Consider the following 13905-nt stretch of genomic DNA (forward strand, 5'->3'; position numbering starts at 1 on the left):
CTGGCAGCATGTGTGCCCGCAGTCCCGGTAGCTCTCTGATTGCGGCCTGCACGCTACGAGGTCTCTCGCGAAACTACGAATTCCACCTTTCGATAGTGAGTAGGCCAACAATTGTTGCCGACGGGCGGGCCTGCGACGTGCAGACTCGGGGCGATTCTTACGCTCATTTTGGAGGTCCCGGAATTACAGAAGCTCGTCCCCGCGGCGCGCGCACCCGATGCGCTGCACAATTTCACCAGCTTGCTTTGAGCAATGCCAAATCTTCGGATCTACCGCACAACGTCGCGTGGTTCCCGTTCGGCAATCCCTTGCCCGGTGATGCCGTCGATGGGACCGCGTCATGAGTGATCTGAACCAACAACACGCGAGAGTTTTGGAGAACTTGATTCCGCAACTCGAACGCAGGATCGAGCAGGCGCGCGAAGAATCCAGGCACGCCGAGGCGGAAGAGCTCCGCCGAGAAGTGATGCACCATCGCCAAGTCTTGGCCAGCCTTCAGTCGAAGCCAGCACATGGCGACGATAATCTGGAAACCTGATCTCATCGGAACCGGCCTGAGGGTCACCGCATTGCCCTTCGGGAGGACATGGCTCCATATGTCCTCCGGTCCGCTCAATAGCACGCGTTTCCCTTCGCGTGGGAGCAGATGGCAACACTGCGCATCGGCCGCTTCCATGCGAATCGATGCTCTTTTTGCGCTAGGGAGCGCAACCATCGTCCCGCTGCGCTTGAGGGCGTCCTAAGTACAGGATAATTGCGCTGCTGACATAGCGGTTTCGCACATCCCAGTATTTTGTAGTGTTGGACTATGGATCGCTGACAGAGGCCGCCAATGCGATGCACCTGAGCCAGTCGGCACTGAGCTATACTCTCGGGCGCCTGCGCGAGTCATTCGGTGATGCGCTTTTCGTGCAGCAAGGTCGGGGTTTTGTGCCGACTGGGCGGTGTATCATGCTGGTGCCGCAAGTGCGCAGGCTCCTGGAAGATTTCGAGAAGCTGCTAAAACCGCGCGATTTCGATCCGGCGACGTCGGATCGGGTCATTCGGATCTGCTGCAATTACTACGAACGCGCCGTGCTGCTGCCCGCGTTGATCCAGCGCATTCGGCGCAGCGGCGCCAATCTCAGGATCGAGATTTCCACGGCAGACACGAACGGACATCTGACGCTACTGGACGGGCATGCAGACATCCTGTTGTCCCCGATTGTTGCGGATGAATCGGGGCTCATGGTGCGTCGTCTCTTCGCGGAAGAATTCGTCTGCTTCCTCAAGGCCGACGATCCGCGCCGAGATCGGCTTGATATGGCGTGCTATCTTCCCGCCGATCAGGTGGTCGTGGATTATGAAGGGTGGCAGTCGTTCTATCTCACGCGGCTTGCGCAAATGGGACACCAAACAACCCGGGTCGTGTCGCTGCCCTCATTCGGGGCGGTGCGCGAGCTGATTTCGATCGGTGGGTTCCTCATCACAGTGCCGTCACGCGCGGCCCACCTGTTCGAGCCGGAGTGTGCTTCCCGGCCATTGCCATTCGACGCGGCATTTGAGTTGCAGCTGTTCTGGCCTGAAAGGGATCAGGCGGACCCGTTCTCGATCTGGCTGCGCAACCTTGTCGTCGAAAGCTGCATGGCCATTGCGGCGTGAGCGAACCTAGCGGCCAAGGTCACCGCGCCGTCGATCGGTCTTGTAGGGGGCGGGTGCGACCGTCGCCGAAATCAGCCTTTGCGGCGTACCGGGGCTGCCCCAGAGGATATTAACCTTCGTGCCCGGCTGCGCCACTTCGGGCGCGACGAAGGCGAGCGAGAGCACCTTTCGGAAGTAGTAGCTGTAGCCCGGCGTCGAGGAGATACCGACGAAACGACCGTCGATCTGCACCTCGTCGGCCCACGTCACCCAGCGCGTCGGATGGGGAATTTCAATTTGGTCATAGGGCGTCGTTTCGCCAAAGAGCGAGTTGTAGATTTCGGTCACGTCGTGCGGGTCGAACTCCAGTGTCACGCGTTGCCGGTTCGGGTTCTCGGCCTCGTGTTCCAGCGCGGCACGGCCCGTGAAGTCGTGGTCGAAGCGGATGCTTTTGCCCCAGCCGAGATCATAGGGCGACATGAACAGGTCGCTGATGTCGTCGGGGTCGTAGCTGCCGCGCAGCACCGGCGGGATTTTCCATCCCGTGAACCGTTTGAGGAAGGCTTGGTAGCCCTCCATCCCCGGACCATGCGAGGCGGGGAGGTAATGCCAGCCGCCGGTTGGAAAGGCCGCTTCCAGATGGTTTATCATCGCGGTTCGGCGCCCGAGTTGGCGGATGCCGAACGCCTCACCGGCTTCGAGGATCGCGGCGCGCACCACCTCGGCGTCCTCGGCCGCGCCGTGGAATTCGAACCCAATCTCTCCAGCCATACCCTGTCGTACGGCAAAGGTCTGACGCCCCGCTATCCGGAATTCGCCAAAATGCATGAACTTGATGTCCGTCATTTCGGCCCCCGTCACCTTTTGGCACAGGGCCAGCGCGTTTGGTCCGGACACCTGAAATTGAAAGGTGTCGATGATGCGCGAGGTCGCATCGTAGTGGCCGCTTTCGAGGATGTAGGCAGTCCAGCGCGCGGGCGTCGACTGGACGCGGTATGTGTCTTCGGACATCCGCATCAGCACGCCCTCGGCGACCACTTTGCCTGCCTCCGTGCACTGAACGACATGCTTGGCCTGCCCGATCGCGAATTTGCCGAAGCCGTTGACCGAGGTATCCTGAAACACCTTGAGCGCGTCAGGCCCGGAAACTTCGAGGTCGACGAGAAAGGACCAGTCGCCCAGATAGCAGGTGGACTTCCACGACATCTGTTCATCGCGCCAGTCGGTATATTCCGGGCCGCCCCACCCCCGATGATAGTCCGGAGTAGCCGCGCGGAGTCGTTCGACGTCTTTACGTGTCATCTCATTGTTCCTTTGCCTGTGCGGTGCGGATCATGTCGGCCGCTTTTTCGGCTATCATAACCACGACGGCATTGGGTGGGCCGCTGACGATCTCGGGCATGATCGAGGCATCGACCACCCGTAGAGCCTGCGTGCCCCGTACCCGAAGTTCGCCGTCCACGACGCCATCGGGGTCGTCCGCTGGAGCCATCTTGCAGGTGCCGACGGGATGATGTGCCGTCGAGGCATGAGCGCGGATATGCGCGTCAATTTCTACGTCGGTCTGAACTTCGGTGCCGGGCAGTGTCTCGCGTTCGACAAACGGCGCGACGGCGGGGTGTTCAGTCAGGCGCCGGACCAGCCGGAAGCCCGAGCGAAGCGCCTTCCAGTCGCGTTCAGAGGTTAGGAAGTTCTGGAATATCTTTGGTGCCGTCTTCGGGTCGGGTGAGACCGTTTGGACGCGACCGCGGCTTTCGGGTTTCATCAGAAGGACGCGGTACCCGAAGCCATCCTTTTGCGGTTTCGCAAGATATTGCTGCGGCGCGAGCGGCGCTGCGCGAAACAGGATGGTCAGGTCGCAGCTTTCCCCGGACACTTCGGAGCGGACGAATGCCTTGGTTCCCATCGGCAGCGAGGTGGCCATTCCGGTGCCCTTGATCAGCGCCTCGCCGACCATTCTTACGAAGCGGTCGAAGCGCAGGGATTTCAGGAAGGGGCCGGTTTCCTTGCGGTCATATTCGAGACCGATCGTCATGTGGTCGTGCAGGTTCTTGCCTACACCCGGCACGTCGGCCACAGGGTCGATCCCGATGGCCTTCAATTCGGCGGGATCCCCGATGCCGGAGAGCGCCAGCAAATGCGGGGAGTTGATTGCACCGCCAGCCAGGATGACCTCACGCCGGGCGCGCGCCTCGGTCACGCTGCCGCGCCGGTCATAGCGCACGCCTATGGCGCGGGTGCCTTCAAACAGAACACGTTCGGCCAAAGCCCGTGTCACCACTTTCAGGTTGGGGCGTTTCATAGCGGGTTTCAGATAAGCGACCGAGGTGCTGCAGCGTAGACCGTTCTTGATCGTCCATTGGGGTATGGCGAAGCCTTCCTGACGCTCGCCATTGTAGTCTTCGTTGAAGGGGAATTGGAGCCCTTTGCCCGCTTCCATCCAACCCTCAACCAGCGGGTCTGTGAGGCCGTTGCGCCGGGTGATCAGCGGGCCTTCGCCTCCGCGCAGGTGGTTGGGGCCGTCTTCCCATGTCTCGGACTTTCGAAAGTAGGGCAACACATCCGCAAAGGACCATCCCGGCAAGCCAGCCTCGGCCCAATCGTCGTAGTCTTTCGGATGGCCACGACCATAGGCCATGCCGTTGGTCGAGGACGATCCGCCGATGACTTTACCTCGCGTGCATTCGATGCTGCGCCCGTTCAGCTCCGGCTCTGGCTCGGTGTCGTAGCCCCAGTCGAAATATCGGCGCGAGAAGATTCGGCCCCAGGCAAGAGGGATCTTGATATAGGGGCTGTTATCCCATCCCCCGGCTTCAAGAAGCAGCACCGAAACATCCGGATCCTCGGTCAGACGATTGGCGAGCACGCAACCCGCCGAACCGGCGCCCACCACAATATAGTCGAAAGTGTCTTCCATTCTCGTTCCTGTCTTCTGTCCCCATTTGAGGGCGAGGTGCCGTTGTTCGGCCGGTCCTTTGAAGGGTGGGTGAGGGCCTCCGGCCGGCCCCGTCTTATGTTTCTTGATCGCCGGCGCCGGATACTGCCTGTGTGCGCGTCACACGGAACATATCTTGGGCTCCGTGTGCGCGGGCGTTCATTCCTTTCACATGCGCGCCGCAGAACATGTTTGAGCCAATGCGCTCCATGGCCATTTCCCCATCTCCTCCACTTGGGAGTAATTCCGTTGAGTAGGCTTACATTCCGATGAGTGATTTGCAACCCTGTTTTGATCGCTAGCGGACAGGCGCGGCGAAGTGGATATGATTTCAGAAAGTGATTCCGTTCAATGGGATTGAGTGCGCCAGCAAAGACCCATAGTGTGGGGCAATGACACGGGCGAACCTCTAGTTCGCGCCGGGGCGGTGATCCGGCTCGCATAAGGTCGGCAACAGTGAAGGATAGGCGATGAAAGACGATTTGCTTGGACCGGTCGTGCGCGCGTTTCGCGTCGTGAATGCCATGGCTGAGGCCGGCGAGGATCTGTCGGGAAAACAGCTATCCGATCAGCTGGAGCTGCCGCCCAGCACCGTCCATCGACTATTGCAACTGCTCGCCAAGCTGGACATCGTCGAGCAGAATCCAGACGACCACAAGTATCGCCCCGGTTCGCAGCTTTTGCGGATCGCCTTTTCCATCGTCCGGCGCTCGGACGTGGCGAGTATGGGCGACAAGTACCTGCGTGGCATCGTCGATGAACTGAACGCGACCTGCGTCTTGTGGATGCTGATTCCTGAGGCCGATCTGGTCGTGACGGCGGGGGTTGCCCGGTCGAGTCATCCGCTCGATTTCGTCGACATCGCCTTTGCGCCGCGTGGATTGGCATGGGGCGCGGTGGGTCGGGCGGTGCTCGCCCATCTTCCTGACAGTGTCGTTGAGCGTGTAGCCCAGAATGCCGGACCGTCGCCGACCGGCAAGGCGCTGGAACCGCTCGACGAATTCAAGGCGAACCTCGCCCAGATCCGGGAACAGGGATATGCCTTTTCCGAGGGTCATACGATCTCGGAGGCCGTGGGCGTGGCGGTACCGATCTTTGGTCACAACGGCACGGTTGTTGCATGTTATGCCGCAACGCTGCCGATGAGCCGCTTCAAGCCGGCAATGAAAAAAAAGATGGTCGAGGTGGTAACTGCAGGGGCCAGGAAACTATCGCTCGATCTGGGGTACAGTGGGACGTCGGCCGCGGCAAAGTGATGCGCCCATGGCCAAACAGGCCGGGATGATCCCGGCCCGTTTTCCTTTAGCAGCCAGCGAAGGCGTCATTCCGCGGAAATCGTCCCGATCCTGTCAAACCGGGTAGTGCCGATCCAATATGCGTCGCCGACCTCAACGGCCGTTGTGCCGGAGCCGAAATCCTCGTCATCGTAGGAGATGACTTCGGTCATCTCCATGCTTTCGGGGTCGATACGCAGGACCTTGAAAGGCACGGGGCAGGCCGGTGCCGGGCTTCCCATGCATCCGGCATATTCGACCGTTTCCGCGACCCATTGGCCGGTAGCGAGGATTTCGCCGTTCTCAGCCCAGTGCAGGTTGTCGGTCAGAACCCCGGTGTCGATGACCATCGGCTCGACGCTCGACCCTTCGCCGCGCGGGATACGGTGCAAGCGGCGCGCGGCCCATTCCGCAACGTAGTATGCGTCACCCTCCGGCGAGACGAGCACGCCGTTGGGGCCCGACATGGTGGTGCCTTCGACCTCGGACCAACCGGCGTCGGCATGCCATTCATAGACGTATCCGGTGTCGTTCACGCCCAGCAGATCCTCGACCCATTTCTCGTTGCGCGTATCGGTGAACTTGGTCGTTGCGATGCCGCCTTCGGGCAGCACGGCCACGGCATTCAGGTTCGACCCTTCGGGCGCTACGATACAGCCCGCCCATGTCAGGGTCGGTGCGGCGCCGTCGGACAACGCGATGTCGATCACTTCGACCGTCTCGCGTCCACCATGGTTGATGGCGTAAAGCCGTGGTGTCTCGCCCGAGGTGTCCAGCGTCATGCCGTGACCCCGGAAGTCCGCCGAAGACGGCTTGCCCGGGCAATCCGAAAAGGTCGCGTCCGCGGCCGTTTCCATATCGTCAGGCCCGACCGGCTGCCACATTCTGTTGGCGCTGTTGATCAGGTAGAACATGCCCTCGGTATCGCCCGGTCCACCGATGCGGCTGGACAGGACCCAAGTGTCATCCAGTTTGACGAGGTCTTCGGCATTGGTCGGTCCGCACAGCAGGTGGGGATCGCCGCCGCAGGCGTCGGGCATCGCCTTCTGTGCCCAGAGGGGGGCGGAAATCAGCGTCGCCGCCCCAGCTAACACTGCATTGTGGAATATGATCTTGCGTTTCATATGAACCTCCCTGTGTATGAAACGAAGCGCGCCGCACTGTGCGCGGTCTTTCCCGCGACTTCAGGTCACGGCGAAATAGTCGAATATCGTGTGGTCCTCACGCCGATCGGCGGTGCCGATGACCACGGTCCGAGTTAGCCAGTCGTGCGGTCCCTCGGGCGCGTCGAAAATCGGATGCAGTCGGAAATAGTATTCGGAGGGATCTAACACCTCGTTGGCGCGCAGGCGTTCGTTCACATCGGCCGTGGCGTGGCGATACCCCATGTTGTTGATGTAGATATACGTCCCATCCTCGGCTTGAAGCACATAATGCGCGTTAAGATTTACCGTCTCGTCGCGGCGAAACAGCGGGTAGTCGCCGCCGGTTCCGCCCAGAACCCTGCCAGTCAGCCGTGGACCCGTGATCTCGCCATGGTCGATGCCTGTGAAGCCGCGGCCAACACCGGCGGGCCCCGGGCCGAACCGCTGCCGTTCCTTCATGAAGATCGTCATCCGGAAGATGAATTCGAGGCCGGGGGCTCGGAGGTCGTGGGGCATCGAGGTGGTCATGGAGTATCCTTTCGTTTCGGGTCCCGCCCGGCGAAACCGGGCGGAAAAATGCGGGTCACGACAGGGCTTGTGTGAGGGTCGCGACGTTATCCAGTGTTTCGAGCGTTTCGATCAGCCTGATGATTTCGTCGATATCGCGGGTCTCGGCGCCACGAGCCGCATAGGCGGCACAGGCGCGGAACTTGGTCTCCAGCGCGTCCAGTGACATCGGGTTCGAAGGGTGACCGAGAGGATTGACGACCTCGCCGGAGAGGGTGGTTCCGTCCGTCATCGTCAGCGTGACCGCGCCACGGGTCGATTGCCGATGAGTCCAGTCGTGGCGCACGTTGTAGCGTGTCGCTTCGGCCAGACGCAGGACCGACGGGTCGTTCAATGCGTCCTCGGCGAAATCTTCGAGGCCCACGCGCCCTTTGGTCAGAGCGACGCCCAGCGTGAAGGGGATCGAGAATTTGGCGGCAGGCCCGGCCTCGGGGCGGTTACGCTGGTCGCGAGGTTCAATGATCGTCACGAAAAAGGGGCTGACGTCGACATGAACTTCGTCGATGTCGTCGGCGCTGAATTGATGTTCGCTGTGTAGGGTCAGGGCAGCATCAACGAAGGCATGGCTGCCACGGCAGGAGGGCCAGGGTTTGAAGCTGACGCGGGTGCCTTCGAAGACCTCGCCCAATCCCTTGAGGATTGCCGCAGTGTCGAAACGTCCGCCCGCGAAGAGCGCGTAGTATCCGGCTGGCCCGTCGAAGACGTTTTCGAAGCCGTTGACGCCGTCGCGCGCGAGGATCGCCGCCGTAACGCCGGCCTGCGCGTTGTAGGCATCACGGGTCGCGCGGAAATGCGACTTGCGGAACAGCTGCACTGCGCCACTGCCGTTTACCTGATTGAAGGTCAGGGAGAACGCCTGCTCGACCTGCTCTGCCGTCAGGCCGAGCAGCCTCGCTGATGCGGCGGTCGCACCATAGGCGCCGATCAGCGGTGTCACCAGAAACCCATGCTCCGATTCCGGACTTTCGTCAAACCCGAGCGCGATGCGGCAGGTGATATCGGCGCCGAGGGCGACGGCGTTCAGCACCTCGGCCCCGGATGCGCCGATCATCTCGCCCACGGCCAATGCGGCGGGCACGACGGCCGCGTGCGGATGAACCAGCGTTTCGTCGTGGGTGTCTTCGTAGTCGAGCGCATGGGCCAGCGCACCATTGGCGAAAGCGGCCAGCGTGACGGGCGCCTTGAAGCCATGGCCGATGACGCTGGCATGATGCCCGCCGGCGGCGCGCGCCAGTTCGACGAAAGGCGTGGCATCCGTGGCCAGAGATCCGGCGGCGAGCATTACGCCGGTCTGATCGAGAATACTCTGCTTGGTATGCAGCGCGTCATCCGGGGAAATCGCGCCGCCGGATGCAACATGTTCGCTGAGGATTTTGGTGAGATCCAAGCTGCGTGTCCCTTCGCCAAAGGCTCGTTCATCCGAGCTGTCCGCTGAGTGAAATCAAATCCCATTCAGTAGGAACATGTCAACATTTGTTCGTTGTTCGCGTTCGAGAATCTCCTACAAACAACGGAGAATGCGGGGTGATAGAGGACAACGCCGCTGCGGCTGTCCGTGGCGGTTCAACCTTCAATTCGTCGATAGCCTTTCCGCGAAACGCCTAGCGCCGTGTCACGGGGCGCGCGGAGGGTGAGGTCGGGGATGCGCCCGTTGTCGGATGCGGATAGTGGAACGGCACCCAGATGCGCCCAAGCTGCGGGTCGATGGGATGCGACGGTTCGGTCGGTGGCATCGCGTCATCGACCGGGATGCTGTCGTACCAGATATCGCCCGTCGTCGGGATGACGGCGTAGAAGGTAGCGGCCCACCAGACGGACTTGAGTTTCCACACTCCGCCATCCTTGACGAAGGTGTTTTCGTATACGCCTTCGGCCCAGCGAAGCCGCTCGTGGTGATCGCCCTTGCTCATCTGGATCAGCGCGCGGGCCCGGCAGGCGGCCGTGCCATCCCCGGCGAGCGTGATCACCGGCTGCAATTGCAGGTGGTTGGCCACCTGGTTCTTCTCAAGCCCCCAGATGCCAGCACCCATTGAGTCCGCGAGGAATGCGCGCATCGCATCCTTGCCGACGTATTTCCCGCGCTGTCCGATTTCGATGCTGGGCGCTTCATCGGTGAACAGATCGATGATCTCGTCCCACATGCGATTGTCGAGGTAATAGCCGTAGATGTATTCAAGCTGCGTGATCGCGTCCTTGTCGCGAAGCGAAGTGACTTCGGCTTCGAGCGCCACGATACGGTCGAGCAGGTCTGCGGTGTCGATCATGGTCTGGCCACCCATCGCGCGATCAAAGCTTCTGGACAAAGGGTTGCGGCGCGTCTTCACCGTAGTTCATCCAGACCGCCTTTTTGTGAAGGTAGTCATAGACGTGGTCCTTTCCGTTCTCGCTCCCAAGGCCCGAGCGCTTGTAACCGCCGAGCGGGGTCATGTAGCTGGCCGCGCGATACATGTTGACCCAGACCTGCCCCGCCTGAAGCGCATGGGAGAAGCGGAAAGCCCGCTGCATGTTCTGGGTCCAGACCCCCGAGGCGAGGCCATAGAGCGTGTCGTTTGCGATCGAGAGCGCGTGATCGTCGTCATCGAAGGGTATAATGGACAAGAGCGGTCCGAAGATCTCTTCCTGTGCGATACGCATGTCGTTTTTTACGCCTGTATAGATGGTCGGCTGCACGAACTGGCCATCTCCGTCGAGCGGCGTGCCGCCCACGACGCATTCTGCGCCATCGGATCGAGCGATGTCGAAGTAACTAAGAACCCGTTCGTATTGAGGGCGCGTGGCGATTGGCCCCATGTGGGTATCGGGGGCCATTGGATCGCCCAGTTTGATGCTCTTGGCAAAATCTACGAGCCTTTCGACGACCTGATCGTGGATGGAACGCTGGACCAGAAGCCGTGAACCGGCCACGCAGCTTTGCCCGCTGGCCGCGAATATGCCCGAGACCGCACCGAGGATCGCATTGTCGAGGTCGGCATCCTCGAAAATGATGTTCGGGGACTTTCCGCCCAGTTCGAGCACGGTCTTCTTGAATGTCTTGGCGGCGACTTCGTTGATCCGCTGACCGGTCGATGTGCCGCCGGTGAAGGCGACGCAGCCCACGTCAGGGTGCCCGACGAAGTAGTCGCCGATCTCGTGTCCAAACCCGCTGATCACGTTCAGGACGCCCTTGGGAAAGCCAGCGCGCTCGAACAGTTCGGCCAGCGCGAGGGTCGAGGCTGAGGTGAATTCGGACGGCTTCACGACCACGGTGCACCCCGCGGCCAGCGCAGCGCCGATCTTGCCCGCCGCGATCAAAAGCGGAGAGTTCCACGGCGTGATCACCGCGACGACGCCGATTGGTTCAAGCCGCGTGTAATTGTGGATGTTCGGCTTTTCGACCGGGATCACGGCGCCCTCGATCTTATCCGCCATGCCGCCGTAGTAGTAATAGAACTGTGCAGTATAGCGGATTTGCAGGCTGGTCTCGTTCAAGAGCTTGCCGTTGTCGCGCGTTTCGATTTCGGCGAGCCGATCCGCCTCTTCCACGATGAGATCGCCGAGTTTGCGCAGGAGTGCGCCGCGCTGACTGGCCGACATCGCGGGCCAGTCGCCGGTCGTCAGAGCCGACTTCGCCGCAGCGACGGCAGCATCGACATCAGCGGTGGTGCCATGCGGGATAGAGGCCCAGGAGCGGCCAGTAAAAGGATTGTCCGAATCGAAGCGTTTGCCGCCGTCGGCCTCGACCCAGTTCCCGCCCACGAACATCTTGTAGTTCGCATTCATCCTTGGCCACTCCCGTTCTTCAGTTCTATTCACTGGGATTGTGTGCCATTCAATGGTATGGAGTGTCAACCTCCCGAAAGTGCCGCACCGCGTCGCGCCGAGCAGAAAGGAACGCCCATGAGAGGGACTAGCGACATAACCATAGATCGGCTGGGCGATGTGTGCCGTATCGCGATCAATCGCCCCTCGAGCCGGAACGCGCTGCGCCGGGAGACCTTTGAGGCCTTGCGCTCGGCGCTCGCGGACCTCGCCGAAGAAGGCGCTGCGCGGGCCCTCATACTGACGGGAACGGGCGATGCGTTCTGTGCTGGGGCGGATTTGTCCGACCCGATGATGGGCGCTGACCTTGCGCCCGAAGATCGGGCTGCCGCTTGTGAGGCGGCGCTTGGCGGGCTGATGAACGGACTTGTTCGCGATCTGCGCGATGCGCCATTTCCGATTATAGGCGCGGTGAACGGCATCGCGGCAGGTGGCGGGGTCGGATTGGCGCTGGCCGCCGATTTAACGATTGCCGCGACCGGGGCCGATTTCATCATGACCTTCACGCCCAAGCTCGGCCTCGTACCCGACCTTGGCCTTAGCTGGCACCTGGCCCATCGACTGGGACGCAGCCGCGCAATGGGTTTGGTTCTGACCGGCGCGCGCCTGTCTGCGACGGAAGCAAAAGATCTCGGGCTGATCTGGTCCGTAGTAGATGCCGATGGGCTGGAGGCGCAGGCGCTGGAGCTGGCTCAAACCCTCGCCGCCGGGCCGACAGGCGCGCAGGTCACCGCGCGGCGACTTCTGGATGGGGCCATCACCCGGGATCTGGATGCGCAACTGGATGCGGAGGCGGCGGCGCAGGCATCGCTGGTCGGGTCGGATGACGCAATCGAGGCGCTGACGGCCTTTGCCGAGCGGCGTCCCCCCAATTTCAGAAAATCTTCCCCCGGATAGGCCGCTGTGAAGTAGTTGACATTCTAGTAAATGGGAATGTATTCTATTGAGTGGAATAATTTCTGCGCCAGCTTTGATGGAGGCTCGTCGATGGAATTCCAGATTTCGCAAGGGCTGCGCCGCGCCGCGCAGGTGAATCCGGCAGGCATCGCAACGATCTGCGGCGACAGGCGCAAGACTTGGGCGGAAACCTATGATCGCGTGACGCGGTTGGCGGCGGGCTTTGTCGCCATGGGTGTGGCCCCCGGCGACCGTGTGGCGATCCTGTCGGAAAACACCGATCTGTTCTTCGAAGCCTATTACGCAATCTGGTGGTGCGGTGCCGTTGCGACGCCCATCAACATGCGCCTCGCCCCGGCTGAAGTGGCCTACCGGCTCGAAGATGCGGGGGTTCGGCTCCTGATGTTTGATGATGCCCATGTCGATCTGGTCGCCGAGCTTCCGTCGGACCTCATGACAGGCATTGCCACGATCCGGCTCGCCGCGGCGCCGATGGACGGGGTCGCGACTTCGGATTCGCTGATCGCGTCCCACGCGCCGGCACCGGATGCGGGGGCGGGTGGCGATGATCTGGCATTCATCGTGTACACCGGTGGAAGCACCGGGCGCGCCAAGGGCGTAATGCTGACCCACACGAATATCTGCGTAAACGGACTCTCGGCACAGCAGACCATCGGTTATGAGCGCAGCAGCGTGTTCCTGCATGCGGGGCCGATGTCGCACCTTGCAGATGGGATGTCCGTCTTCGGGGTCACGTTGGCGACGGGAACGCACGTCTTTTCCCCGCGGTTCACGGTCGACGGGTGCCTCGGTCTGATCGCTGAACACCGGGTGACGCACCTGTGCGTGGTGCCCACGATGGTCGCCATGCTGGTCGAAGGGGCCGAGAACAGTGCGCGAGACCTGTCCAGCCTGACGCAGATTCAGTTCGGCTCGTCGCCTATGCCGGACGGGACGCTCAAGCGGGCGGTGGCGCTTTGGCCGGACATACTGTTCCTGCACGGCTATGGCATGACGGAAACGTCACCGCTGATCACGATGCACCCGCTCGAGACCCGCCGCCCGGATGTGGCAGGAGATCTGTTGAGGTCCTGCGGGCAGGCAGTGCCACATCTCGACTTGCGGATCGTGGACGACACCGGGGCCGATCTGCCACCGGGCGAGATCGGCGAATTGGTCGTGCGCGGACCGACCGTGATGAAGGGCTACTGGAACTTGCCGGACGTGACGGCAAGAGCGCTGCGCGACGGTTGGATGCATACCGAGGATGCCGCCTACATGGACGAGAACGGGTACGTTTACGTGGTGGACCGGCTCAAGGACATGATCATCTCGGGTGGCGAGAACATCTATTCGACCGAGGTCGAGAATGCCCTGTCCGAGATCGAGGATGTCGCGCAAGTCGCGGTGATCGGCCTGCCGCATGACAAATGGGGCGAGGTCGTTCACGCCGTGATAACGCCCGCACCCGGTGCGACGCCGGATGAGGCGTCGGTGATCGCGGCCTGCAAGGCCCGCATCGCAAGCTACAAATGCCCCAAGTCGGTGACGTTCAGAACCGACCCGATGCCGCTCACCAACGCCGGTAAGATCGACAAGAAGGTGCTGCGTGAAGGCGCGAAGCGATGAGGGGGTCGTCCGACGCCCCGAAACCTCCAATACGTGCAGC

General features: G+C 61.7%; 13 protein-coding genes. 5 read left to right on the forward strand and 8 right to left on the reverse strand.

The window, feature by feature from the left end:
• The first annotated feature begins 340 nt into the window (after positions 1–340).
• On the forward strand, positions 341–538 hold the full coding sequence (locus GQE99_RS01345) for a hypothetical protein (RefSeq protein ID WP_161349793.1): 198 nt from the start codon (positions 341–343) through the stop codon (positions 536–538).
• A gap of 263 nt (positions 539–801) precedes the next feature.
• Entirely contained in the window at positions 802–1641 is an 840-nt protein-coding gene (locus GQE99_RS01350) for a LysR family transcriptional regulator (RefSeq protein WP_161349794.1), read from the forward strand.
• 6 nt (positions 1642–1647) lie between these two features.
• Here GQE99_RS01350 and GQE99_RS01355 read toward each other — a convergent pair whose 3' ends face one another.
• The 3 genes from GQE99_RS01355 to GQE99_RS01365 all read right to left on the reverse strand — a co-directional run bounded on the left by GQE99_RS01355 (position 1648) and on the right by GQE99_RS01365 (position 4772).
• Positions 1648–2922, reverse strand: coding sequence for an aminomethyl transferase family protein (locus GQE99_RS01355; protein WP_161349795.1), 1275 nt, complete (start codon positions 2920–2922; stop codon positions 1648–1650).
• Between the two features lies 1 nt (position 2923).
• Positions 2924–4537: a GMC family oxidoreductase gene (locus tag GQE99_RS01360; protein WP_161349796.1), complete on the reverse strand. Its 1614-nt coding sequence runs from the start codon at positions 4535–4537 to the stop codon at positions 2924–2926.
• Positions 4538–4631: 94 nt separating this feature from the next.
• Positions 4632–4772, reverse strand: a complete 141-nt coding sequence (locus tag GQE99_RS01365; protein WP_161349797.1) for a hypothetical protein — start codon at positions 4770–4772, stop codon at positions 4632–4634.
• Positions 4773–5025: 253 nt separating this feature from the next.
• On the opposite strand from GQE99_RS01365, the gene GQE99_RS01370 reads away from it, so the two are divergent.
• A complete protein-coding gene (locus GQE99_RS01370; RefSeq protein ID WP_161349798.1) occupies positions 5026–5811 on the forward strand; it encodes an IclR family transcriptional regulator in 786 nt (261 codons plus the stop codon).
• 65 nt (positions 5812–5876) lie between these two features.
• Here the strand turns inward: GQE99_RS01370 and GQE99_RS01375 are convergent, their stop codons facing one another.
• The 5 genes from GQE99_RS01375 to GQE99_RS01395 all read right to left on the reverse strand — a co-directional run bounded on the left by GQE99_RS01375 (position 5877) and on the right by GQE99_RS01395 (position 11369).
• On the reverse strand, positions 5877–6953 hold the full coding sequence (locus GQE99_RS01375) for an SMP-30/gluconolactonase/LRE family protein (protein ID WP_161349799.1): 1077 nt from the start codon (positions 6951–6953) through the stop codon (positions 5877–5879).
• Between the two features lie 60 nt (positions 6954–7013).
• Entirely contained in the window at positions 7014–7502 is a 489-nt protein-coding gene (locus tag GQE99_RS01380) for a DUF3237 domain-containing protein (protein WP_161349800.1), read from the reverse strand.
• Positions 7503–7557: 55 nt separating this feature from the next.
• Positions 7558–8928 (reverse strand): MmgE/PrpD family protein, encoded by a 1371-nt coding sequence (locus GQE99_RS01385; RefSeq protein ID WP_161349801.1) that lies wholly within the window; start codon positions 8926–8928, stop codon positions 7558–7560.
• A 214-nt stretch (positions 8929–9142) separates the two neighbouring features.
• Positions 9143–9805 carry a nuclear transport factor 2 family protein gene (locus tag GQE99_RS01390; RefSeq protein ID WP_161349802.1) on the reverse strand — a complete coding sequence of 221 codons (663 nt, stop codon included), beginning with the start codon at positions 9803–9805 and terminating at the stop codon, positions 9143–9145.
• Positions 9806–9827: 22 nt separating this feature from the next.
• Positions 9828–11369 (reverse strand): aldehyde dehydrogenase, encoded by a 1542-nt coding sequence (locus GQE99_RS01395; protein WP_235917069.1) that lies wholly within the window; start codon positions 11367–11369, stop codon positions 9828–9830.
• Between the two features lie 48 nt (positions 11370–11417).
• Between GQE99_RS01395 and GQE99_RS01400 the strand changes: the two genes are divergently transcribed.
• Both GQE99_RS01400 and GQE99_RS01405 read left to right on the forward strand, forming a co-directional pair.
• The gene (locus GQE99_RS01400; protein WP_161349803.1) at positions 11418–12236 is read left to right on the forward strand and encodes an enoyl-CoA hydratase/isomerase family protein; all 819 of its coding nucleotides are present in this window, start codon (positions 11418–11420) and stop codon (positions 12234–12236) included.
• Between the two features lie 90 nt (positions 12237–12326).
• Positions 12327–13865 (forward strand): class I adenylate-forming enzyme family protein, encoded by a 1539-nt coding sequence (locus GQE99_RS01405; RefSeq protein WP_161349804.1) that lies wholly within the window; start codon positions 12327–12329, stop codon positions 13863–13865.
• The last annotated feature ends 40 nt before the right edge of the window (positions 13866–13905 follow it).

Source organism: Maritimibacter harenae (assembly GCF_009882975.1).
GTDB lineage: Bacteria > Pseudomonadota > Alphaproteobacteria > Rhodobacterales > Rhodobacteraceae > Maritimibacter > Maritimibacter harenae.